Consider the following 23,625-nt stretch of genomic DNA (forward strand, 5'->3'; position numbering starts at 1 on the left):
TTCTTCGCAAATGGGAATATTTTATTCTCAAATCCAAATGCAAATTTTTCATGAAAGTACTCTAGTCATTGTTCACCATCAAACTTTTCCGCAAAAATATACATTTCCCAAATCCCCCCTTAATTCCGCGTTAAGGTAAGACCCCGGGGGTCAAAAAATCCCCCGAACCATTAGTCCGAGGGAACATAAACACACTTCAATTTTCCGTTAAAAACCACTAAACCTATTGATACCAAGCTATTTTAACTCTATCAACGCGACGCACTCTACATGCGTAGTATGCGGGAACATATCCACCGGCTGCACTTCTACCGTCTTATAGCCCCCATCTTCTAGAATGCGTAAATCACGGGCCAGTGTTGCTGGATTACATGAAACGTATACAACTTTCTTTGGCTTCATGTCAATTATAGTATGCAATAATGCCTCATCGCATCCTTTACGGGGTGGATCCACGACTAACACATCGGCCTTATTTCCTTCTTCGTACCACTTTGGAATGACAACCTCTGCTTCACCAGCTTCAAATTCTGCATTCTCAATTCCGTTCAACGCAGCATTCTTCCTCGCATCCTCAATCGCTTCTGGAACTATCTCAACTCCAAATACCTTTCTAGCCTTTTGAGCTAAAAAAAGTGAAATCGTCCCAATTCCACAATAAGCATCAATGACCGATTCCGAGCCAGACAACGAAGCATACTCCAATGCCTTATCATACAATACCTTCGTCTGCACTGGGTTCACCTGATAGAATGACAATGCTGAGATTGCAAATCGAACGTCACCAATATAGTCGTATATCACTTCTGAACCCCAAAGCACTTTCGTTTTATCGCCAAGGATCACATTGGTACGTTTTGAATTGACGTTATGAATAATTGATTTCACTTGAGGTAGTCGGGCTACAATCTCCTCAACTAATTGCTCCCGATTTGGAATCTCCAATGACCTTGTTACAAGGACGACCATTAGCTCGCCTGTTTGCTGACCGAAGCGTGCCATGATATGGCGTAATACACCTTTATGCGTCTCCTCGTTATATGCAGGGATATGAAATCTTGTACAAATCTCTTTTACCACTTGAACAGCCTCATTAATTTCTGGAATCTGAATCAAGCTTTCGTCTGTATTAACGATTTCATGAGTTCTTGGTTTGAAAAAGCCAGCGATTAACTTTCCATCCTTGTCACCGACTGGGACCTGCGCTTTATTGCGATAATGCCATGGGTTGTCCATTCCAAGGATGGGATGAACGACAACATCTTCAAGCTTTCCGATGCGAGTCAAGACCTGACGAACCTGATTTTCCTTATACTTCAACTGACCTTCATAGCTAATATGCTCCAACTGGCAACCGCCGTATTTGTGCAGTTCCTCTCGAGGGATCTCCACACGGTAAGGACTCTTCTCATACAGCTCGATCAAACGACCAAAGCCATACCCTTTGTTCGCTTTAATGACCTTAATCTGTGCCTTTTCTCCAGGCAAACCATTCGGAACAAAAATTGGATAGCCTTCAACCTTCGCTACCCCTGCTCCATCATGAGTTAAATCTTCAAATATGACATCTATGTATTCATTTTTTTGAACGGGTAATGTACGTTTCATCAATTGATTCCTCTTTCATGCTTCCTAATATAAATGAGATTGTATCATACCTTTATGGCAAAAGAAAAAGCCAGCAAAATGATGCTAGCTTAACATATCTTTCGGGCGATCCTCATCCCGAATCTGATCAATCGGAACAAACACCTCTAAATGACGATATAAGTTGACGAATTCCGCTGGAAGTAGTCCACCGAATTCTCCATCTAGATTGAGTTGAACCTTTTCATTAGACTGGACCTTAATGCGATTAGCCTGTGTGTAAATGACTGCTGGATCGTGGATATGTTCACCGCGTAATGCTAGAGTTGCTACTCTGACAAAATCGGCCAAATTTGTTTTCTTCAAAATGAGCAATGAAAACAGCCCGTCGTTAATCGAAGAATTCGGTGCAAGCTTTTCAAAGCCACCCACTGAGTTGGTGAGGCCGACTAAGAATAACATGACTTCCCCTTCGAACAACTTCCCATCATACTCAATACTTACTTCCGTCGCTTTGAAAGAAGGAAGCATTTCAATGCCCTTTAAATAGTAAGCAAGTTGTCCCAGCATGGTTTTCAGCTTACTCGGAACCTCATAAGTAAGTTCTGTAATACGACCGCCACCACTAATATTGATAAAATATTTATCATTTATTCGACCGACATCGACTGGAATTGTGTCCCCTTTAACGATAATGTCAGTAGCAGCCTCAATATCTCGTGGAATATGCAATGCTCTGGCAAAATCGTTCGTCGTACCAGCAGGAAGAATTCCAAGCTTCGGAATATACTCTTGCTCTGCTAAGCCATTAACGACCTCATTAATCGTTCCGTCTCCCCCGACTGCCACAACGAGATCATACTTCCGTTCTACTGCAACTCTTGCTGCAACTGTGGCATCACCAGCACCTGTTGTCGCATGGCACGAGGTCTCATAACCTGCTTTTTCAAGTTTTTGTAACACCTCAGGCAAATGCTTTTTAAATAATTCACGTCCTGAAGTTGGATTATAAATAATGCGTGCTCTTTTCATATCTATCCATCCTAAAAAATAATCTTTTTTACATTAGTAAATAATTCCATCCTTATCATAACGCAAAAGAAGTCTGACTGCCACTTTTACAATTGTACATAAAAAAGAGATTCCCAGCCTAGGCCGAGAATTTCTTCCTTAAGGGGTCACCAGTGATACATTAACATAATGCGCATTCATAATATCTATACTATGCGTACCTTCGCCAATTTTCATCCGACCATTTTTATTTTCATTGGATTTATCTTCTTGTGTCCACTCTACATCTTCACTTTGCAAGCTTTCTACTTGTGAAGCAGAAATTTCAATATCGCTATTTTCTTGAACTTGGAGAGATACGGATCCTACACTTTCAACGACCCAATTGCTGTTAAGTTCTCGCGGCTTTAACGTAAGATCATTACCTTGTCCAATTAATTCAAATTTCACATGATCAGGAATCAACAATGTAGCCTCCATTTGACTGTAGTATTGAAAAATTGGTCCATTCCCTCTAGGTAAACTTTTTACTTGAAGGTACATCGTATCTCCCTTTATTTGAACAGACATATAATCTTCCACATTCGAGATTCGTTTATCTTGTCCATTTGGAAGAGTTGCCCTATAGGTACCAAACATCGATACTTCTTGACTTTTTGTTCCTTCGACAACTAAATTCTCATGATCCGTCTTCAATACAATTCTTTTTATATTTTGATCAATCGTTTGATTTAATGGCGGAAGCTCCACTGTCTGTTCCTCACTGGAAATCACATCTTTCGCAATATCTGTTAGTCCTAGTGAACTCACAACGGCAAAAATGATTCCCACTGTTCCAATGATTCCAACAAAGAAAATGCTTAAGAAATCATATTTTAGAAACGGCTTTTCGTTTCTTGAGACAAAAAGATAGAGCAGGATTTCAATCCCTAGCACAATCAGAATCACCGGCCACCATGAAATCAATATACTCATGAGACTCAAATCGAGAAATTGCGATAGAAGCAGAAAGACTCCTAAAAAAAGAAGAGAAGCTCCCATCGAAATCGTCCCAACACGCCACGTTCGCACCGTTTTCACCGCCGTCATTTGACCACACCCGCTTTCTTCCTTTTACTTCCCATTAGCAGCTTAATACCGCCACCAATCATTAGAATACAAACAATGGCTGTTTGGAAATAACGATCAAACCAGTAACGGATATCGATATCAATCAATTGTGCGAGCATTGGTGAAAAGGCTGGCAAGACGATATTGCTTGTCAAATAGTATAATCCAAGTAAAATAAGCCCGATTCCAACCCATTTTTGATGATTAATAAAGTAGGAGATAATCGGCACATCTTCCATCTCTTCCTTGCCATATCTCGAAGCTTTTTGCAAACCATCAAAAAAGCTATAAAACCAGATAATTGGAATCAGAAATAGAAAGATCCCTAATCGTAAAATATCTAAAATATAGATAGAGAAGAGGAACGCAGCCATAAGTTGAATCCCGCGTTTTTGCAAGCCAAGGTAAAGATGACCTGCCCCTGGAAAAATCGATAGAAATGTAGCGATGGACTTGCTCTTTTTCCCATCTTCTCGTTTCATTTCTAAATCTTCTAATATTGAGCGATCAACAAGCTCTTCTCCTCGTTGCTTTTTGCTTAAAAGTTGCATCGTATCAAAGAATCCGTATACCCAAACAACTGGAAGAATCGCTAAGAAAATGAGGAATTCACTTCTTGAAGTCAATACGGTTACAAAAAACACCATAATGATTGTTCCTAGAAATCCGGTTAAAAGGGTCATTCCACGATTCATTAACCCTAATTGAAAGTGCCCTACTCCAGGGATGAAAGAAAGGACAATCGTAAAGAATCGCTCCTGTTCATTCGTTTGCACCTTCGTTGCTTGGCCTTCCGATTGCACAAGACCTGTTTTATAAACTGCTTTTGGTGCCGTTATCGTTGTGTCTATAATATTGACAATATAAAGGATAACCCCCAAAACAAAAATGACGATAGCCATTTCTTCTTGCCAAGCTGACATCAAGATAAAGAACAAAATAATTAAAGCAAATTCGCCAAATAGATAAGCTAATCCACGAAGAGTTTGCTTTAAGTAGAGCAAGCCTCCCCCCGGGAAAAAAGATAGTAAAAACGCTACAATTGGGTTTTTCATTAATTGCCCGCCCCCTTATTTTTCATATGATCCATCCATGCAAATGTTTTATTAACAAGCTCTTCTGTGACAGAAGGCGTACTTTCCTTTAGCTCTGGACCTTCTACAGCATCGACATAAGTAGTGATCGATTGAAATACTCCTGACATCGTGAAAAGCAGCGTCATGGCAACTGCGATCGCATAATGGAAAAGTGTTTTTTGATAAAAAGGAATCTTTGTTACAGGAATTTTCCCCTTTGATTCAGATACTTGTGCCATGATCAAATTGGTGAACTCATCTTCATTCGATAAAACAGGGAGCTCCGTTTCGACCTCATTCACTGCCTCAAGATAAAGCTCCAAACATTGGTCGCAAGTATATAAATGATCATCATACCTTTCTAGGTCTGTTTCATTTAATTCATTTTTCACGTATCGTTTCCACTCGTCATATGAAATATGGGTCATGAAAAATCGTCCTCCTTCCAATGCTTTTTCATCCAGAGACGGGCTCGATATAGCTTTGTTTCAATCGTTTTTACCTGAACCTGCTGTTCCTCTGCCATTTGCTGATAGCTTTTTTCAGCGATATAGAAATCGTAGATAACTCCCCGATAATTTTCTGGAAGTTCCTCTAGCCTCTCTCTCACTAACTTTCGTCTTTCTTTGTTTATAATCTCTTCCTCCACTCGATCCCGAGTCGTAACGAGAGAGTCATAGACAAGCGCTTCGACCATTTCTTCTGGCTTTCTCGCTTTTTTTCGTTTTAGATCAATCGAATGATTGACCGCAATTCGTTTCATCCATGTTTTAAAGCCTTGATTCTCATATTGGGGGAGAGAATGATAGATCTTTATAAACACTTCTTGTGTAGCATCTTCAGCATCCTTTTGATTTCGAAGCACCGCATAAACCGTTTTGAACAGCTCCGTCCGATACTTTTCAACCAGCAGTCGGAATGCATGATCATTGCCACTTAATATTTTCTTAATCAGAACCTGATCTTCAATCTCTCTCTCCCCCTTTCGAGCAGCTTCTAAACTAATAGACGACATCTTTTGGTGAACCCCTACAGCAGAAATTGATTTTTGACTCATTTTATCTCTAATTTAATGAAACGGTAGGAGAAAACTCGTTTGCTCCTACCGTTTCATTAAATCAGAGTACCTTTCAGCATAGCTGAAAGGCGTGTGAAACCTTAGTTTCACACGAAATGAGTCAAAAATCGTTCTCCCCAACAATATTGATTACTATAGCATGAAATAATTATCGCATAAAAGACTCTCAAATTATGGTAAGATTTATTTACATGAGGAATATTTATCATAGTAGGATCTATTAAGGGGGTGTGTTATGAACATTATCTTTTTGATCGCAGCCTATTTGATCGGCTCGATTCCAACTGCATTAATCGTTGGAAAGCTGTTTTTCAGAATAGATATCCGTGAGCACGGAAGTAATAATCCTGGAGCGACGAATACGATTCGAGTATTAGGAAAACGTGCTGGCTTAATCGTCCTCATTGTCGATGTGGGAAAAGGAGCCCTTGCTGCGTCACTACCAATTCTATTCCAACTAGACATGTTACCTCTCACTCTTGGATTAATTGCCGTAGTCGGACACTGCTTTCCGATTTTCGCTCATTTTCGAGGTGGAAAGGCAATTGCCACGACTGCCGGTGCTCTACTTGTTGCCAATCCATGGATGCTATTGATTGCCTACGTTACGTTTTTTGCGGTTATTTTTATCACGAAATATGTTTTTCTTGGTTCCATCTCTGTAGGAGTTTCCCTACTAATTTATTCTTTTTTCTTACCGGGTACAGGATACGAACTCATCTTTTTCCTATTTATCTTATTTTTGCTTTTCCTGCACCGCTCGAATATCCGTAACTTCTTAGCTCATAAAGAACCTAAAGTAAATGATCAAACCGTTAAGAATGATCGACTCAAAAAATAATTCCTTTTTAAAGCCTTAACGAAAAAAACCAACAGAAAGACAATAATCGTCTTTCGTTGGTTTTTCTCTTTATCACCTTATAATAGTATGCTTACCCTAACTGTTTTTTAAATACGTTCATAGCCATGAAGTACGTAATGGCCATGATGCCGAAGCACCAAGCAAGTGCAGTCCAAATATCGTTGCCAACAACCCCTTCATACAAGAGGGCACGAATGGCGTTCACAATAGAAGTCACCGGCTGGTTCTCAGCAAACACCCGGACTATTTTTGGCATCGTTTCAGTCGGGACAAAAGCCGAACTAATAAACGGCAAGAATATCAAAGGGTACGAAAAGGCAGTCGCTCCTTCCATAGACTTTGCGGTCAATCCGGGAATAATGGCTAACCATGTCAGCGCTAGTGTAAACAAGCCAAGTATCCCTGCTGTTGCAAGCCATTCGAAGATACCAGCACTTGAGAGGAAACCCATTATGAACGCAACGAATATCACCACTAGGACTGAAATCGCATTAGACACAAGCGATGTCAAGACATGAGCCCACAATATGGACGAGCGCTTAATTGGCATCGTAATGAATCGCGCCATCAACCCGCTCTTTATATCCCCAAACAGCCGGAAGGCAGTGTAAGAAACCCCAGATGCGATCGCCATCAGCAAGATTCCCGGCAATAAATAATTAACATAGTTATCCGTTCCTGTCTCTATGGCACCACCAAATACATAGACAAATAGCAGCATCATGGCAATCGGCGTAATCGCCACCGTAATAATCGTATCCGGGCTGCGCATGATGTTGCGCATTAAACGTCCTAACAATACACCTGTTTTGCTTTTCATTTACATCTCCTCCTTTTTGCCAATGATCGCGAGGAAGATTTCTTCCAATGTCGGCTGCTTCTCTATATACTCCACTTTCGCCGGAGGGAACATCACTTTTAGCTCTTCAAGGGTACCTGTTGTAATGATTTTTCCGCCATGTAGGATGGCGATACGATCTGCCAGTTGTTCCGCTTCCTCTAGGTACTGAGTCGTAAGCAAGATCGTTGTACCGCTTCCTGCAAGCTCCTTGACGGTATTCCAGACTTCAATCCGCGCCTCAGGGTCAAGTCCTGTCGTTGGTTCGTCGAGAAAAATCACCTCAGGATTCCCGATCAGGCTCATCGCGATATCAAGCCTTCGCTTCATCCCTCCAGAATACTGTTCCGCCCGGCGGTTGGCTGCATCAATTAGGCTAAATTTTGCAAGGAGATTGTCGGCGACTTGAGCAGGATCGGAAACTCCCCTCAACTTTGAAATCATGAGTAAGTTTTCTCTTCCTGTGTGCATCCCGTCTATGCTAGAGAACTGCCCGGTTAGACTGATGCTCTGACGGACATGTTCAGGCTGAAGAAGGACGCCATGTCCGCAAATACTTGCTTCCCCACCATCAGGCTTCATAAGTGTCGAAAGTATGTTAACAGTCGTCGTCTTGCCTGCTCCATTTGAACCTAGAAGTGCAAAAATTTCGCCACGCCTCACTTCAAAATCCACTCCTTTTAAGACTTCTTTGTCTTTAAATGACTTTTTTAACCCCTTTACAGATATGGCTACATTACTCATCCTTTTTTCCTCCTTATAAAAACTTTCTTCACTCCACTATTACGTCTTACTTATAATCTGTATTACTTAGTACCAAACCTAAAAATAACTGAATAGTTAAGGTGGCAATTCAAATTTGTTACCAACTATTCAGTCTAGTTTGGTTAGTCTGCTTCTTGCATACTTGCTTCCTAAGTCTTTGATTACAATACTCGTTTCACTGCATCACAAAAAGAATGGTTCCAAGACTTCTATGATGTTGACGATGCTTTTTAAACCCTTACCTTTACTTCTTTTTATCCGTAACCTTTTTCATGGCCTTATGAACTTCTTGCTCTACGGATTCTTGATAGATATCAGCGTATGTTTTTGAATCTTTAATTAAATCGTCACAGAATGCCGCTACGTCACTTCCTGTCACTTCGAGCACGCCTTTCCCCATGCCTGCGCCTTCTTCAAAAAGATCTATAATCCCCGAAAGCAAACCAGTCCCCTCGGTTAGCTCAACAGGGCCAACCTTAAAGAGATATGTTTGAATTTCTTTGTAAACAATACAATAATCTTGTGGTAGTGCTTTGACACGTGCCATATGAGCTCGCCACTCTTTTTTGCCTTCGATGATATCCTTTATGCTCATTTTTATCCTCCTTATTCGCCTAATTTTTTTGCAATATTACGGTTGAGTTGCTCACGCCATTTGTCCCGATAAGATTTTGCCCCTTCTGCTCCAACTATTGCCGAACAAAAACCTTTAATATCATCGCCCAAAGCCTCTTGGACACTCTGCCCTTCGGATGCCGTTTCTTCAAGCAGGCCAAGCACACCGTCAAGAATTGGCATGAGGTTGCGACCTGTAAAATCTGAATATGACCAAAGATTGGATTGAATTTTTTCCCATGCAGCTTGATAATCAGATGGCAGTTTTTTTACACGTGACTCAAAATTTTTCATTTCTTTTGTCATGTCACTACCCGTTACTTTTTCCCAAAAATTCATTATTTTTCCTCCCTCTTTTATATGACTGTTATATGAATCTAAATTGATTTCAAAGTATTAATTTTCGATGATACAAAATCCCATTTTTCCCAGAATAGTTTGAGCTCTTGGCGCCCAGCCTCATTAAGTGTATAGAATTTTCTGGGTGGTCCCATATCTGATGGTTTCTTTTCAATGTTTACTAGTTTCTTCTTTTCTAATCGTACAAGAATTGTGTAGACAGTCCCTTCCACAACCTCGGTGAATCCAAGATCGTTCAGCCGGCGGGTAATCTCATAACCATAGGTTTCATGACGGCTGATGATTTCTAATACACAGCCTTCGAGCGAACCCTTCAGCATTTCTGTTAAGTTCTCCATATATTGCCTCCTCTATTTTGTCTGACTTATATTTAGTGTCACTTAGTACCGAAGGAAAATTATATACTGAACAGCGTAAAACACAGGGCTATTCAGTATTGCTTACTACAGGTATATCGTAACGCTAAGTAGAGGATTCGTCAACTGGTTCTTCTGCTTTTTTTGAAAATCCGCTAATGCCCAATAGATGTAAGAGGAGAAAAACAGTCCGTCTTTCTCCTCTTGCTTAATTTTAAGGGTGCTCCTACTTCACTTTATCCAATTTGTTGAGTATGCTGCTCGCAACTGCGTCCCACAATGCTCTGTTTTCTACGTATGTTTGCTTGATTTTCTTATACATCGCTTTTTGTTTTCCCTCAAAATCTTCAGCGTCCTTGGCTGGAAGCTCAGCACGGAAGCCATCTACCATACTTTGTGCTTCTGGTGCTCTTGGACCCCAAACTGCTTTTTCATTGCCCTCATCGTCGATAAAAATAAAAATTGGAATCGAGCGTGCTGTTCCATTTGTTAAATATTGATCCATGAGTTCGAGATTGCTATCTCTTAACACAAAGCGTACATCTAAGCCTAATTCTTCTGCCATTTTCATCAAAATTGGATTGTTCATAAGAGCATCTCCGCACCAATCCTCCGTTAGGACAATGACTTTAGAAGCGACTCCTTTTAACGATTGCAGTTCCGTTTTTGCCTCTGCCTGTAACTCAAATTGCTCGTAAACTGTACTCATTTCATCCAAATTAACCTTCATTTGCCCTTTGTATTGGTCATACGTTAACCCTTTAGCAAACCAATCTAGTAAATTCATCAGATTTCCTCCCTATTAAAAAAGCTGGTAAGCCTATTATAGCCTACCAGCACTTTTTTCGGAAAATTTAACGCTTCTGAATCTCTTGTTGTAAAAGTTTATTGACGATTTGTGGATTGGCTTGTCCTTTTGTCGCCTTCATCAGTTGACCGACAAGAAATCCAATTGCTTTGTTCTTTCCATTCTTAAAGTCCTCAATCGATTGTGGGTTATTATCCAACACTTCGGCTACAACTTTAAGCAACTCGCCTTCGTCAGAGATTTGGACAAGTCCTTTTTCCTTGACGATTTGATCAGGGTCGCCCCCATTTTCGACTAATTCTTTAAAGACGGTTTTAGCAATTTTTGAGGAGATCGTGCCGTCCTCAATTAGCTTGATCATGCCAGCCAAACCTTCTGGTGTTAAGGCCACATCCGCTAATTCTTTTTGCTCGGCGTTTAAGTAAGCGGAAAGTTCACCCATCAGCCAGTTTGAAGCTTGCTTTGCATCGGCACCAGCTCCAACTGTTGCCTCAAACAAATCCGCCATTTCCTTCGTCATCGTGAGAACTCCTGCATCATATGGCGGTAATCCTAATTCTTCGACATAGCGTTTTTTCCGTGCATCTGGAAGCTCCGGAATTTCAGCACGAACTCTTTCCTTCCATTCTTCATCAATATACAGATCTAATAAATCTGGTTCTGGGAAGTAGCGATAATCATCAGAGCCTTCTTTGACACGCATAAGCAACGTTTTTCCTGTTGATTCGTCAAAGCGGCGTGTTTCTTGCTCGATTTTTCCACCAGCCAAAATAACTTCCTCTTGACGCTTTTCTTCGTATTCCAAGCCTTTACGAACAAAGTTAAAAGAGTTTAGGTTTTTCAACTCGGTTTTTGTCCCGAACTCTTCTTGTCCAACAGGACGAATGGAAATATTCGCGTCACAACGTAAGGAACCCTCTTCCATTTTACAATCAGACACACCTGTATATTGAATAATCGATTTCAATTTTTCCAAGTATGCGTATGCTTCATTTGGTGTTCGGATATCTGGCTCAGATACGATTTCGATTAATGGTGTCCCTTGACGGTTGTAATCACAAAGAGAATAGCCTTGCTCATGATTTAGCTTCCCTGCATCCTCTTCCAAATGAATTCGGGTAATTCCGATTTTCTTTTTGTAGCCGTCCACTTCAATTTCAATCCAGCCATGCTCACCAATCGGCTTATCAAATTGCGAGATTTGGTATGCTTTCGGATTATCTGGGTAAAAATAGTTTTTTCGATCGAATTTTGTTTCGGTCGCCACTTCACAGTTGAGTGCCATCGCTGCTTTCATCCCATAATCAACGACCTTTTTATTTAAAACAGGCAGTACGCCAGGATAACCTAAATCGATCACCGTTGTATTCGTGTTTGGTTCTGCTCCAAAATGATTGGGGCTAGAGGAAAATATTTTTGAGTCTGTCTTTAATTCAACATGGACTTCAAGTCCGATCACCGTTTCAAATTTCACTTATCTCACCCCTTACAATTGTGGTTTTTGTTTGTGGAAATTGGTTGCTTGTTCAAATGCATGAGCCACGCGGTATACCGTACTCTCATCAAAATGCTTTCCGATAATTTGTAAGCCCAGTGGTAATCCGTTGCTAAAACCACATGGAACCGAGATTCCAGGTACTCCTGCAAGGTTTACAGGGATCGTTAAAATATCATTTCGATACATCGTCATGGGATCAGATGTATTTTCACCCACTTTAAAGGCTGGAGTTGGTGTTGTTGGTCCGATAATCACATCATATTTTTCAAAAATATTTTCAAAGTCTTGCTTAATAAGTGTACGAACTTTTTGTGCTTTTTTATAATAAGCATCATAATAGCCAGAGCTTAGCGCAAAGGTTCCAAGCATAATCCGTCTCTTAACCTCATCACCAAAGCCTTCCGCTCTTGTATTTTTATATAAATTCATCAATGTCTCAGCATTTGGCGTGCGATATCCGTATCTCACACCATCAAAGCGTGCAAGATTCGCTGATGCTTCAGATGAAGATAATAGATAATAGGTAGCTAAAGCATATTTCGAGTGTGGAAGCGATACTTCTTCCCATGTTGCTCCTAATTTTTCAAGGATTTTCAGCGCATCAAGAACCGATTGTTTAACCTCTTCCTTTACTCCTTCGCCAATGTATTCCTTTGGCACAGCGATTTTGAGCCCCTTTACATCACCTGTTAAGGATTGCACAAAATTAGGCACATCAACATTAGCTGAAGTGGAATCCATCGGATCAAGTCCTGAGATTGCTTGCAGTAAATAAGCGTTATCCTCTACCGTTCTTGTTAAAGGTCCAATTTGATCGAGCGATGAAGCGAACGCAACTAGGCCAAATCGGGACACTCTCCCATATGTCGGTTTCAGGCCCACGACACCACAAAAAGATGCTGGCTGACGAATCGACCCTCCTGTATCAGATCCTAGTGAAAATGGTACTTCCCCTGCTGCTACAGCTGCTGCTGAACCACCTGAAGAACCACCTGGGACCGTTTCAAGATCCCATGGATTTTTCGTTTTTTGGTAGCCTGAATTCTCTGTTGAGGAACCCATTGCGAACTCATCCATATTTAATTTTCCAATTGTAATGGAGTCTGCCGCTTGAAGTTTTTGAATCACTGTTGCATCATAGATCGGATTAAAATTGTCGAGGATTTTACTGGCACTGGTTGTCCGCAAATCGCGTGTCACAATATTATCCTTAATCCCAATGGGCATTCCAAAGAGAAGACCTTTTGCTTCGTCTGTTCCGAGCTTTTGATCAAACTCTTTTGCTTTTGAGCGAGCCCGCTCTTCATCTAATGTCAAAAATGCTTCTACCTTATCATCAACCTGTTGGATTCTTTGGTAAGACTCATCCACTAGGTCCGTAACAGATATTTCTTTTTTATGTAATTGCTCATGGAGCACACTTAACTTCTGATCAAATAAACTCAATCTTTTCCCCTCCTTACTCAATAATCGATGGCACTTTTATTTGTCCATTCTCATGTTCAGGTGCATTTTTCAGTACCTCTTCTTGCGGAAGTCCTTTAGATGGAATGTCCTCTCGCATCACATTCTTCATATCTAATACGTGTGAAGTTGGTTCCACATTTTCCGTATCAACTTCATTTAAAAGTTCTGCATATGTAATGATCTCATCAAGACTTTTTTGAAATTGTTTTACTTCATCCTCTGTTACAGCCAATCTCGCTAAATGAGCGACGTGGCGAACTTCTTCCTCTGATATCCTTGACATTGACGTCACCTCCAGAATTTTTTTTAGAGCGAAACTCCTATTTTCATTATGAAAACAGTCGATATTTTATTCATTTTTCGTAAGTCAACAATAACTTGATAATAACAAAATTTACCGCTATAAAGCAACAGAGAGCAGGATTTTACAACCATATAAGTAAAAGGATGTCCCCTGTAGTGAGGACATCCTTAAAAAAATTTATATCGTGTTAGTATCAATCACAAATCGATACTTAACATCTGATGCTAGTACTCGTTCGTACGCTTCGTCAATTTGTTCCGCTGAAATCACTTCAATTTTTGGAACAATTCCATGTTGAGCGCAGAAGTTTAACATTTCCTGTGTCTCACGAATGCCACCAATCATCGATCCAGCAAACGAGCGACGATGGCCAATTAAATTAAAAACGTTTAGAGACAACGGTTCTGCTGGTGCACCGACGTTGACCAAAGTACCGTCAAGATTTAGCAACCCTAAATAAGCATTTAAATTAATTTTCGCACTTACTGTGTTAATGATTAAGTCAAAACATCCAGCTAGTTTCTCAAATGTTTGCGGTTCACTTGTTGCGTAGTAGTGGTCTGCACCCAATTGCAGTCCGTCTTCCTTTTTCTTTAAAGTTTGGGATAAAACGGTCACTTCAGCCCCCATCGCATGAGCAATTTGTACTGCCATATGACCAAGGCCACCCATTCCTACCACAGCCACCTTTTTTCCGGATGCTGCTCCCCAATGGTTTAATGGAGAGTATGTTGTGATCCCGGCACAAAGTAATGGTGCTGCCTTATCAAGCTCAATGTTATCAGGAATTTTGAGGACAAAATTTTCCTGCACAACAATATGAGTAGAATAGCCCCCTTGTGTAGGTTCACCATATTTGTCAACACCGCCGTAAGTTTGGATATTCCCTTTGAGGCAATACTGCTCTTCCCCTTTGCGACAGTTTTCACATTCGCCGCAGGAATCAACCATACATCCGACCCCAACACGGTCACCGACCTTGTATTTGCTCACTTCTGTTCCTACATCTGTAACAATACCTGCAATTTCATGTCCTGGTACGAGTGGGTAATTTACTGGACCCCATTCCCCATGTGCAGTATGGATATCAGAATGACATATTCCTGCATATTTAATTTCAATTAGAACATCATGTAAATCCAAATCACGTCGTTTAATCTCAGCTACTCGAAACGGTTTGTCTGGCCCGTCGACAGCCCTTGCTTTTGCAGTTACCATTAATAAACCCTCCTAATCATGTACTAGAGTTGGCACATTCAGGTACTCTTCACCCATCATGTTAATCCTTATAGTTAACTCTAGGTCAAGCGAAGAGTTGTGAATTTTTTTCGAGCAAATGATTTGAGCAAATGCTTGTAGCGAGTTAGAGTTAACTCAAAGTTAATTTAGATAAAGAGAGGGATTCCGATTGAAAACTTATTCGATTAGCGAGGCGGCAAAGGAATTGAATCTAACTGCGTATACGTTGCGTTACTATGACAAAGAAGGTCTTCTCCCTTTTGTTGGACGGACAGCGAACGGGACACGATTATTTAAGGAATCTGACATCGATGCTTTAAAAATCGTTGAGTGTTTGAAATCAACGGGGATGCCCATTAAAGAAATTAAACATTTTATTGATTGGTGTGGAGAGGGCGATTCTACACTGCAAAAACGTTATGACATGTTTCTGGAAAGACAAGCCTGTGTCGAAGCACAGATGAAAGAACTCCAAAAAACGATGGCAGTGATCGAGCATAAATGTTCATACTATAAACAAGCATTAGAAGCCGGAACGGAAGATATCCATAAACATAATATTGCTGCTTCGATTACAAAATAAAAAGGTGATTGAATGTATCACCTTTTAAACAACTTAGAAAAGAACCCCTTTTTTTCAGTGCTCGTTTCTTCATATGAGACTTGTGGTTTGGTTACATAAATGTCCTCTTTGTCGACGGCATAATCATGGGCAAGGACTAATCCGATCTCCGAGTTATGTTCTTTGTTGGTTACAATCGAGTATTTTATGTTTTGGTCGTTGCAAAGCTTCATGTATTTGGATAAGTGGCTGTAATCGATGTTTCCATTTAACAGTAAGGTTGCCTTTTGATTTTCCTCTAATGCCTGTTCAACTTCTGGAAAAATGATGTCTTCTCGCACTTGGGCTTGCGTAAGAGCGAGAACAATTCTTTCTCTAAGTGTCCCTAAAAATTTTCTTCTTTCATCTGGATTTATTTCCTTTTGACCATGAATTCCCTGCTGTAGATAATCATCCAAATTAGGACCTGACATGTAAATCCTCCTAACTTTAAAGCTACTATGATCTATGTATAAATAAGGCGTAATGTTCATTTGATCAATCGATTGTTTGAATGTTGTTCGTTCTATTTGATCAAACGTTTAATTGAATCCTATATAGTGTACCCAGCTTTTATGATATCAAAAAAATATGTTACTTGGGAGCTTCTGTCCGAATGCACCTCTTATTCGGACTCCTTCACCCACTCTACTACCTTTTCTGTCCGAATACACCTCTTATTCGGACTCCTTCACCCACTCTACTACCTTTTCTGTCCGAATGCACCTCTTATTCGGACTCCTTCACCCACTCTACTACCTTCTCTGTCCGAATACACCGCTTATTCGGACTTCTGTTCCCCTTCCGTCTGCTCTTCTGTCCGAATGCACCTCTTATTCGGACTCCTGTTTCCCTCACGACTGCTTCTCTGTCCGAATGCACCTCTTATTCGGACTCCTTCACCCACTCTACTACCTCTTCTGTCCGAATGCACCTCTTATTCGGACTCCTGTTCTCCTCCCGACTGCTTTTCTGTCCGAATACACCTCTTATTCGGACTCCCGTTCCCCTCACGACTGCTTCTCTGTCCGAATGCACCTCTTATTCGGACTCCTTCACCCTCTCTACTACCTTTTCTGTCCGAATGCACCTCTTATTCGGACTCCCGTTCCTCTTCCGTCTGCTCTTCTGTCCGAATACACCTCTTATTCGGACTCCTTCACCCTCTCTACTACCTCTTCTGTCCGAATCTAAAAATGCTATTTTAATTATGTACAAAATCGATGACAAAGAATGTGTAATTCGGATATTACACAGCATAATTTTAGGCTAACCATAATAAGTTCATGAGGAAAGATTCCAATGGTTGTACCCCACCAAAAAAGCTGCACCAAAAAGTTCATATAAGAACTTTTTCAGAGCAGCCTTTAAAAAATATGCTTTTATTTTGTACTTGCTGTAAATTGTTCTTCCTCTGTAGATCCCTTTAATGCCGTCGTAGATGAAGTCCCGCCTGTCACAACCATTGATACTTGATCAAAGTATCCTGTCCCCACTTCTCGTTGGTGGCGAGTCGCGGTATAGCCATCCTTTTCACTTGCAAACTCCGCTTGCTGCAGTTCCGAATAGGCTGCCATGCCACGATCCTTATAGCCTAAAGCAAGTTTGAACATGCTATGATTTAAGGCATGGAAACCAGCGAGCGTAACGAATTGAAATTTATATCCCATCTTCCCTAATTCAATTTGGAATTGAGCAATTTCTTCATCGCTTAGCTTTGCCTTCCAGTTAAATGAAGGTGAGCAGTTGTAAGCGAGTAATTTGCCTGGATATTCCTGATGAATTGCGTCCGCAAACTTCCTAGCCTCTTCAATATTTGGTTCAGATGTTTCACACCAAATTAAATCAGCATATGGAGCATAAGCCAGACCGCGAGCGATCGCTTGATCAATTCCAGCTTTTGTGCGGAAGAAACCTTCAGCCGTACGCTCTCCCGTAATAAATGGTGCATCATAGGAATCAATATCACTTGTAATTAAATCGGCAGCATTTGCATCCGTTCGAGCGACAAGCACAGTTGGAACACCCATGACATCTGCAGCTAGCCGTGCAGAAATAAGATTGCGGACCGCAGTTTGTGTTGGCAGCAAAACTTTCCCGCCTAAATGACCGCACTTTTTTTCAGAAGAAAGTTGGTCCTCAAAGTGCACTCCCGCTGCTCCCGCTTCAATCATTCCTTTCATCAGTTCAAACACATTTAACTGCCCACCAAATCCAGCTTCTGCATCAGCGACAATCGGAGCAAACCAATCGATTGAGTCGTCTCCTTCTAAATGATGAATTTGGTCAGCACGCTGCAACGCTTGGTTAATGCGTTTTACCACACTTGGTACACTGTTTGCCGGATACAAGCTTTGATCAGGATACATGTGACCGGATAGATTCGCATCAGCAGCCACTTGCCATCCGCTTAAATAGATCGCCTTTAGTCCTGCCTTTACCTGCTGGACCGCTTGATTTCCTGTTAACGCTCCAAGTGCATTAACAAAATCCTCTGTATTTACAAGCTTCCACAGTTTCTCTGCTCCACGGCGCGCAAGAGTATGTTCAATATCGATAGATCCTCTTAGCTTGATCACATCTTCGGCTGAATACGGCCTCTCAATCCCTAACCATCGTTCATCTTGATCCCATTTCTCTTGTAATTTTTTCGCTCTTTCGTTTGTCATTTCCCATTCTCCTCTCAAATTATCTATTGTTATAATACAGTATTAAGTTTTATATTTCGTATTATATAACACACTATTTGAAAACGGAACCTATTTTTTGAAAATTTTTAAAAAAGAACCTGCAAAATGTAGTAGCTTCCGGGTTTGCCTAATTCGACCCACTAGCCCCCACCCATAAGCGGAATTTTTCCTGTTATCTCCGCAATGGAGTCCCTGTTAGAGCATATAACGGAAAATTTTCCGCTTATGAAGGGCAAAATCGTTTATTTTGACATTTTTTGAGGGAATAGCAGGAATATTTCCTGTTATTTCGGCTCTTTTTCATGATGCTTGCTCATTAAGCGGAATTTTTCCTGTTATCTTTCTAAAGCGAAGCTCTTGAGCCGTATGACACATACGTTCATTCATAGACCACCCATGAGCTTTCGACGGTTCGTCGCCTAACGTGATATGAGCATTTCCCGGCATTTTAGGAGAGCAACCACATGCTTTGCTTACGAAGTTCGTCTAGTTAGATAACAAAAAAAGGATTCACTTCGAGTTCTAAGATGACAAGATAGTAGAATAGGATTTATATGTTCCTGCTGACCGAGTATAATTTGTAAGATAGGAAAAAATAAACAACATAACCAAATAGAAGGATGATGTACATGGCTTATATTTTGCTTATTATCGGATTTGCCCTGTTAATAAAAGGAGCGGATTTTTTCGTTGAAGGTTCTTCTAATATTGCCGCCCTCCTTAAAATCCCACCCATTATTATCGGTTTAACAATTGTATCCTTTGGAACAAGCTCTCCGGAAGCGGCTGTCAGTATTACAGCAGCAATGAACGGAAATGCAGGAGTAACCCTTGGGAACGTGATTGGGAGCAACATTTTCAATATTACTTTTGTGATTGGTGTAACAGCCTTTCTTAATCCATTAAAGGTGGAAAATGCTACAATCAGAAAGGAAATTCCATTCACCCTATTAGCGAGTGTCGCATTGCTCATTTTAATAAGTGACATCTCTCTCCAGTTTGTTGGGGCAAATTCTGTGACCCGCGGAGATGGATTTATTCTTTTATTGTTTTTTGCAATTTTCATGTATTACATTTTTGAACTAGCATTAAATAGCAGAGATAAAGAGTTAGTCGTCGAGGAACCTGGTAAAAAGAAAGGCTCTTGGGGTAAAAATATTCTGTTTACCATCGGGGGGCTTGCGGGAATTATTTGGGGCGGTGATCTAGTTGTAGATAATGCCACAACCATCGCCTACTCTCTTGGCATGAGCGAAACGTTAGTTGGGTTAACAATTGTGGCAGTTGGTACGTCTTTGCCTGAACTTATTACATCCGTTACAGCTGCCTATAAAAAGCTCAGTGAGATCGCTCTAGGCAATATTGTCGGGAGCAATATTTTTAACATTCTATTCGTACTCGGGTCATCCTCAGCTATATCTCCACTTCCTGTTGATGGCAAACTGTTTACAGATACAATCTTAATGATCGGTTTAACGATTGTTCTCTTTATCTTTTCTCGCTCAAATTATCGAATTGGTAAAATAGAGGGGCTAATTATGGCGCTAGCCTATGTCGTTTACATGATTTTCATCATTATGAGGAACTAATTTTTGAGGAATTTCGGTTCCTCATTTGGTTTTATTTGTGAATAATTGAGCAAAATTAATTTTATGAATTTTCATGAATAGATATTATCTATATTGCGATATAGTGAATTTTCCATCACTTTTTATGTATTTTTATTCACCGACGAATATTAATCCGAATATTTTTTATACTTAGATAATATATCTATGTTATGATCTATAAGGCGTTTCAAAACGCATACCTGAAACACCTTAGATTTCAGCATACAAACAAACTGTATGCACTTGTATAGAAAGGGAGGTGGAGCAAAGTGATATTCGGTCTTTCAACAGCGACTGCATTGTGGATGCTCATTCCGATGCCACTGTTAATCGTCCTATCAACAATCACATTTTTTACAGAAAAAGGAGAAGGATAAAACAATATGGATATTAACTTACCCACGTTAGTCTCGATTATTATTTATTTAGTAGGAATGCTGTTAATTGGTTTTATTGCTGCACGCAAAACAAGTAATTTAACCGATTATGTTCTTGGTGGACGAAGGCTTGGAGCAGGTGTGGCTGCATTAAGCGCAGGAGCTTCTGATATGAGTAGTTGGCTCATGCTTGGTTTACCTGGTGCTGTGTATCTTGGTGGCCTTGGTGAAATCTGGTTACCTATTGGTCTAGCAATTGGAGCTTATTTAAATTGGCAGTTCATCGCCAAACGATTCAGAGTTTACACGGAAGTAGCGAATGACTCGATTACTGTTCCTGATTACTTTGAAAATCGTTTCCATGATTCATCCAAAATACTTCGCGTGGTTTCCGCAATTGTCATTTTAGTATTTTTCACATTTTACACATCCTCCAGTCTCGTCGGTGGTGCGATTCTTTTAGAAAATTCATTTGGTATGAACTATATTGTCGCACTATGGGTCGGGGCAGCCGTCATTGTATCTTACACGTTTTTCGGTGGATTTTTAGCAGCTAGCTGGACGGACTTCATTCAAGGGATCTTAATGTTTTTAGCTCTTATTATCATTCCCGGAGCCGCGATTTATGAGCTTGGTGGTTGGAATGCAACAGTCGAACAGATTAGTAGTATCGACCCTTCTTATTTAAATGTGTATACAGGGGCTTCGACGATTGGTGTCATTTCCTTATTAGCATGGGGATTAGGGTATTTTGGGCAGCCACATATTATCGTCCGCTTTATGGGAATTAAGTCAACAAAGGAAATTCCGAAAGCGCGTTTAATCGGAATGGTATGGATGATTCTTTCCCTCTTTGGTGCCTTATTCGTCGGTCTTGCGGGGATTGCTTATTTTGCAGACTCACCTTTAGAAAACTCTGAAACGGTCTTTATTATGTTTTCACAGGTTTTATTTAACCCTGTTGTATCAGGATTCTTGCTGGCAGCCATTCTCTCAGCAATCATGAGTACGGTCGATTCCCAGTTACTCGTTTCTTCAAGTGCATTAGCACAAGATTTCTATAAATCTATTTTCCGAAGAGATGCTTCCAAAAAGGAAGAAATGATTGTTGGCAGAATTGCTGTTTTAGGAATTGCCGTCGTGGCGATTCTCCTCGGGTATGATCCCGATAGTAAAGTATTAGAATTAGTCAGTTATGCTTGGGCTGGTTTTGGTGCTGCCTTTGGTCCCGTCATTATACTGAGCTTGTATTGGAAGCGAATGACACGAAATGGTGCTCTCGCAGGGATTATTGTTGGCGCATTAACCGTCATAATCTGGGCAAGCATTTCCGGTGGGATCTTCGACTTATACGAACTAGCTCCAGGGTTCTTATTTGCTTGGATTGCCATTGTTGTAGTCAGTCTGCTTGGTAATGCACCTGTTGCGAAAGTACAAGAACAGTTCGAAGTGTATAAAACGAAATTAGAAGATTAATAGGAAACCTGCCACTCTTGTGAGTTGGCGGGTTTTCTAAATTATGGATAACTTTCGTAGTCTTCGCATCGTGGGATTGCGGGGGTTTTCGAGTTTATTGCGGGGGTTTTGGCGATGATTGCGGGTCTTTCTGGGTTTATTGCGGGTAAATCGGTAATAATTGCGGGGGATTTAAGGATGATTGCGGATCATGGCCATGTACTCGCCAGATTCAAACTGAGCTCGCGCCTATGATGGCACAGCTTTTCCTATCGTGTATCTACCGCCTTCCACCAACACCAAAAAACCGCATTCCAAAAAAGGAATGCGGTTCAACAAACTGAATTAATACATTTCAGATGTAGTCTTAGCTTGCAGATGAAGCAATAAGTAGTCTGGGCCACCTGCTTTTGAGTCTGTACCAGACATATTGAAACCACCGAACGGTTGGTATCCTACAATCGCACCTGTACAACCACGGTTGAAGTAAAGATTTCCAACATGGAAGTCTTCACGCGCTTGTTCCATATGGGCACGGTTTGTTGTGATCACAGCACCTGTTAAACCATACTCAGTGTTATTGGCAATTTCTAACGCTTCAGCAAAGTCTTTTGCCTTTGTGAAACCAACGACTGGTCCAAAGATTTCTTCCTGCATTAACCTTGCAGTTGGAGCAAGATCTGCAATCACTGTTGGCTTAACGAAGAAACCGGTTGAGTGGTCTCCTTCTCCTCCTGCTACAAGACGTCCCTCTTGCTTCCCGATTTCCACATAGCTCATAATTTTATCAAAAGCTGCTTGATCGATCACAGGTCCCATATAGTTGTTTTGATCAACTGGGTTTCCTTGCGTTAGTTGATTCGTTAATTCTACGACACGGTCCAATACTTGATCGTACACGTCCTCAACTACTACTGCACGGGAACAAGCAGAACATTTTTGTCCAGAGAAACCGAATGCAGAAGCCACAATCGATTGTGCTGCAAGCTCTAAGTCAGCTTCCTTATCCACAACAATCGTATCTTTTCCACCCATTTCTGCAATCACACGCTTCAGCCAAATTTGACCTTCATTTAACTTAGATGCTCTTTCATAGATTCTTAGGCCGACATCACGAGAACCTGTGAAACTAATAAAACGAGTATCCTTATGGTCTACTAAATAATCTCCAACCTCTGCGCCACTTCCAGGAACAAAGTTTAGAACACCTGCAGGTAACCCTGCTTCTTCCATCACTTCAACAAACTTTGCAGCTACAATTGGCGTGGTCGAAGCTGGCTTTAGAAGAACGGTATTTCCAGAAACAATCGCAGCTACTGTTGTACCAGCCATAATCGCCAATGGGAAATTCCAAGGTGAAATAATGACACCCACTCCAAGTGGAATGTAATCATAACGGTTATATTCATTCGGACGGCTTTGTACAGGTACACCGTCTTTTAGCTTTAGCATTTGACGAGCATAGAATTCTAAGAAATCAATCGCTTCTGCTGTATCTGCATCAGCTTCTCTCCATGGCTTTCCAGCTTCTTTTGTTAAAAGAGCCGAAAACTCATGCTTGCGACGACGAATGATGGCAGCTGCTTTAAATAGCACATCTGCACGTAGTTCAGGCTTTGCTTTTTTCCACGTTTTAAAAGCCTTCACTGCAGCCTGCATGGCTTGTTCAGCAAGCTCCTTGTTTGCCTTTGAAACACGTCCGATTACTTCAGTCTTTTTCGCTGGATTAATAGACACGATCTTCTCTTCAGTAGAAATGCGTTCTCCACCAATGACAAGGTCATAATCTTTCCCTAAATATCCTTCAACTGTCTTTAAAGCTTGTAAATAGCCTTCACGTTCCTTTTCTACTGAAAAATCTGTAAATGGCTCATGCTTGTATGCCTGTACCAATCAAACCGCCTCCTTAGAACTGATT

General features: G+C 40.8%; 23 protein-coding genes. 4 read left to right on the forward strand and 19 right to left on the reverse strand.

From position 1 onward, the window contains the following. Positions 1 to 237: 237 nt before the first annotated feature. From rlmD to BMSHG_RS16075, 6 genes are all read right to left on the reverse strand, one after another. Entirely contained in the window at positions 238 to 1,608 is a 1,371-nt protein-coding gene (rlmD, locus tag BMSHG_RS16050) for a 23S rRNA (uracil(1939)-C(5))-methyltransferase RlmD (protein ID WP_019155476.1), read from the reverse strand. Between the two features lie 84 nt (positions 1,609 to 1,692). After that, positions 1,693 to 2,619 (reverse strand): diacylglycerol kinase, encoded by a 927-nt coding sequence (locus BMSHG_RS16055; RefSeq protein WP_019155477.1) that lies wholly within the window; start codon positions 2,617 to 2,619, stop codon positions 1,693 to 1,695. 138 nt (positions 2,620 to 2,757) lie between these two features. Beyond that, the gene (locus BMSHG_RS16060; protein WP_019155478.1) at positions 2,758 to 3,687 is read right to left on the reverse strand and encodes a LiaF transmembrane domain-containing protein; all 930 of its coding nucleotides are present in this window, start codon (positions 3,685 to 3,687) and stop codon (positions 2,758 to 2,760) included. Then, the gene (locus BMSHG_RS16065) at positions 3,684 to 4,763 is read right to left on the reverse strand and encodes a hypothetical protein (RefSeq protein ID WP_019155479.1); all 1,080 of its coding nucleotides are present in this window, start codon (positions 4,761 to 4,763) and stop codon (positions 3,684 to 3,686) included. Before BMSHG_RS16065 ends, BMSHG_RS16060 begins: the two co-directional genes overlap by 4 nt. Further along, entirely contained in the window at positions 4,763 to 5,212 is a 450-nt protein-coding gene (locus BMSHG_RS16070) for a hypothetical protein (RefSeq protein WP_019155480.1), read from the reverse strand. Before BMSHG_RS16070 ends, BMSHG_RS16065 begins: the two co-directional genes overlap by 1 nt. After that, positions 5,209 to 5,799, reverse strand: a complete 591-nt coding sequence (locus BMSHG_RS16075; RefSeq protein ID WP_019155481.1) for an RNA polymerase sigma factor — start codon at positions 5,797 to 5,799, stop codon at positions 5,209 to 5,211. The genes BMSHG_RS16070 and BMSHG_RS16075 overlap by 4 nt, the downstream gene beginning before the upstream one ends. A gap of 298 nt (positions 5,800 to 6,097) precedes the next feature. Between BMSHG_RS16075 and plsY the strand changes: the two genes are divergently transcribed. Further along, a complete protein-coding gene (plsY, locus tag BMSHG_RS16080; RefSeq protein ID WP_019155482.1) occupies positions 6,098 to 6,703 on the forward strand; it encodes a glycerol-3-phosphate 1-O-acyltransferase PlsY in 606 nt (201 codons plus the stop codon). Between the two features lie 91 nt (positions 6,704 to 6,794). On the opposite strand, the gene BMSHG_RS16085 is transcribed toward plsY, so the two are convergent. The 10 genes from BMSHG_RS16085 to BMSHG_RS16130 form a co-directional block, all read right to left on the reverse strand. Then, positions 6,795 to 7,544 carry an ABC transporter permease gene (locus BMSHG_RS16085; protein ID WP_019155483.1) on the reverse strand — a complete coding sequence of 250 codons (750 nt, stop codon included), beginning with the start codon at positions 7,542 to 7,544 and terminating at the stop codon, positions 6,795 to 6,797. Continuing rightward, positions 7,545 to 8,306: an ABC transporter ATP-binding protein gene (locus BMSHG_RS16090; RefSeq protein WP_019155484.1), complete on the reverse strand. Its 762-nt coding sequence runs from the start codon at positions 8,304 to 8,306 to the stop codon at positions 7,545 to 7,547. Positions 8,307 to 8,571: 265 nt separating this feature from the next. Next, on the reverse strand, positions 8,572 to 8,922 hold the full coding sequence (locus BMSHG_RS16095) for a DUF1048 domain-containing protein (protein ID WP_019155485.1): 351 nt from the start codon (positions 8,920 to 8,922) through the stop codon (positions 8,572 to 8,574). Between the two features lie 11 nt (positions 8,923 to 8,933). Then, the gene (locus tag BMSHG_RS16100; protein ID WP_019155486.1) at positions 8,934 to 9,281 is read right to left on the reverse strand and encodes a DUF1048 domain-containing protein; all 348 of its coding nucleotides are present in this window, start codon (positions 9,279 to 9,281) and stop codon (positions 8,934 to 8,936) included. Between the two features lie 38 nt (positions 9,282 to 9,319). After that, positions 9,320 to 9,640 (reverse strand): PadR family transcriptional regulator, encoded by a 321-nt coding sequence (locus tag BMSHG_RS16105; RefSeq protein WP_019155487.1) that lies wholly within the window; start codon positions 9,638 to 9,640, stop codon positions 9,320 to 9,322. A gap of 244 nt (positions 9,641 to 9,884) precedes the next feature. Beyond that, positions 9,885 to 10,445 (reverse strand): thioredoxin family protein, encoded by a 561-nt coding sequence (locus tag BMSHG_RS16110; RefSeq protein ID WP_019155488.1) that lies wholly within the window; start codon positions 10,443 to 10,445, stop codon positions 9,885 to 9,887. Between the two features lie 67 nt (positions 10,446 to 10,512). Further along, positions 10,513 to 11,940, reverse strand: coding sequence for an Asp-tRNA(Asn)/Glu-tRNA(Gln) amidotransferase subunit GatB (gene gatB / locus BMSHG_RS16115; protein ID WP_019155489.1), 1,428 nt, complete (start codon positions 11,938 to 11,940; stop codon positions 10,513 to 10,515). Between the two features lie 12 nt (positions 11,941 to 11,952). Beyond that, entirely contained in the window at positions 11,953 to 13,410 is a 1,458-nt protein-coding gene (gatA, locus tag BMSHG_RS16120) for an Asp-tRNA(Asn)/Glu-tRNA(Gln) amidotransferase subunit GatA (RefSeq protein ID WP_019155490.1), read from the reverse strand. Between the two features lie 13 nt (positions 13,411 to 13,423). Beyond that, on the reverse strand, positions 13,424 to 13,714 hold the full coding sequence (gene gatC, locus BMSHG_RS16125) for an Asp-tRNA(Asn)/Glu-tRNA(Gln) amidotransferase subunit GatC (RefSeq protein WP_019155491.1): 291 nt from the start codon (positions 13,712 to 13,714) through the stop codon (positions 13,424 to 13,426). A 198-nt stretch (positions 13,715 to 13,912) separates the two neighbouring features. Next, on the reverse strand, positions 13,913 to 14,953 hold the full coding sequence (locus BMSHG_RS16130; RefSeq protein WP_019155492.1) for an NAD(P)-dependent alcohol dehydrogenase: 1,041 nt from the start codon (positions 14,951 to 14,953) through the stop codon (positions 13,913 to 13,915). 190 nt (positions 14,954 to 15,143) lie between these two features. On the opposite strand from BMSHG_RS16130, the gene BMSHG_RS16135 reads away from it, so the two are divergent. Next, on the forward strand, positions 15,144 to 15,557 hold the full coding sequence (locus BMSHG_RS16135) for a MerR family transcriptional regulator (RefSeq protein WP_019155493.1): 414 nt from the start codon (positions 15,144 to 15,146) through the stop codon (positions 15,555 to 15,557). A gap of 17 nt (positions 15,558 to 15,574) precedes the next feature. Here the strand turns inward: BMSHG_RS16135 and BMSHG_RS16140 are convergent, their stop codons facing one another. Both BMSHG_RS16140 and aceA read right to left on the reverse strand, forming a co-directional pair. Then, positions 15,575 to 16,009, reverse strand: coding sequence for a YueI family protein (locus BMSHG_RS16140; protein WP_019155494.1), 435 nt, complete (start codon positions 16,007 to 16,009; stop codon positions 15,575 to 15,577). Positions 16,010 to 16,957: 948 nt separating this feature from the next. Next, on the reverse strand, positions 16,958 to 18,244 hold the full coding sequence (gene aceA / locus BMSHG_RS16150) for an isocitrate lyase (RefSeq protein WP_019155496.1): 1,287 nt from the start codon (positions 18,242 to 18,244) through the stop codon (positions 16,958 to 16,960). A gap of 650 nt (positions 18,245 to 18,894) precedes the next feature. Between aceA and BMSHG_RS16160 the strand changes: the two genes are divergently transcribed. Next, complete coding sequence (locus BMSHG_RS16160) at positions 18,895 to 19,854, forward strand: calcium/sodium antiporter (RefSeq protein WP_019155498.1); 960 nt, start codon at positions 18,895 to 18,897, stop codon at positions 19,852 to 19,854. Positions 19,855 to 20,258: 404 nt separating this feature from the next. Next, positions 20,259 to 21,728 (forward strand): sodium/proline symporter PutP, encoded by a 1,470-nt coding sequence (gene putP / locus BMSHG_RS16170; RefSeq protein WP_019155500.1) that lies wholly within the window; start codon positions 20,259 to 20,261, stop codon positions 21,726 to 21,728. Between the two features lie 324 nt (positions 21,729 to 22,052). Here putP and pruA read toward each other — a convergent pair whose 3' ends face one another. Then, positions 22,053 to 23,600, reverse strand: coding sequence for an L-glutamate gamma-semialdehyde dehydrogenase (gene pruA, locus BMSHG_RS16180; protein ID WP_019155502.1), 1,548 nt, complete (start codon positions 23,598 to 23,600; stop codon positions 22,053 to 22,055). Positions 23,601 to 23,625: the final 25 nt, after the last annotated feature.

It is taken from the genome of Robertmurraya massiliosenegalensis JC6 (assembly GCF_000311725.1).
GTDB classification, from domain to species: Bacteria; Bacillota; Bacilli; order Bacillales; family Cytobacillaceae; genus Robertmurraya; species Robertmurraya massiliosenegalensis.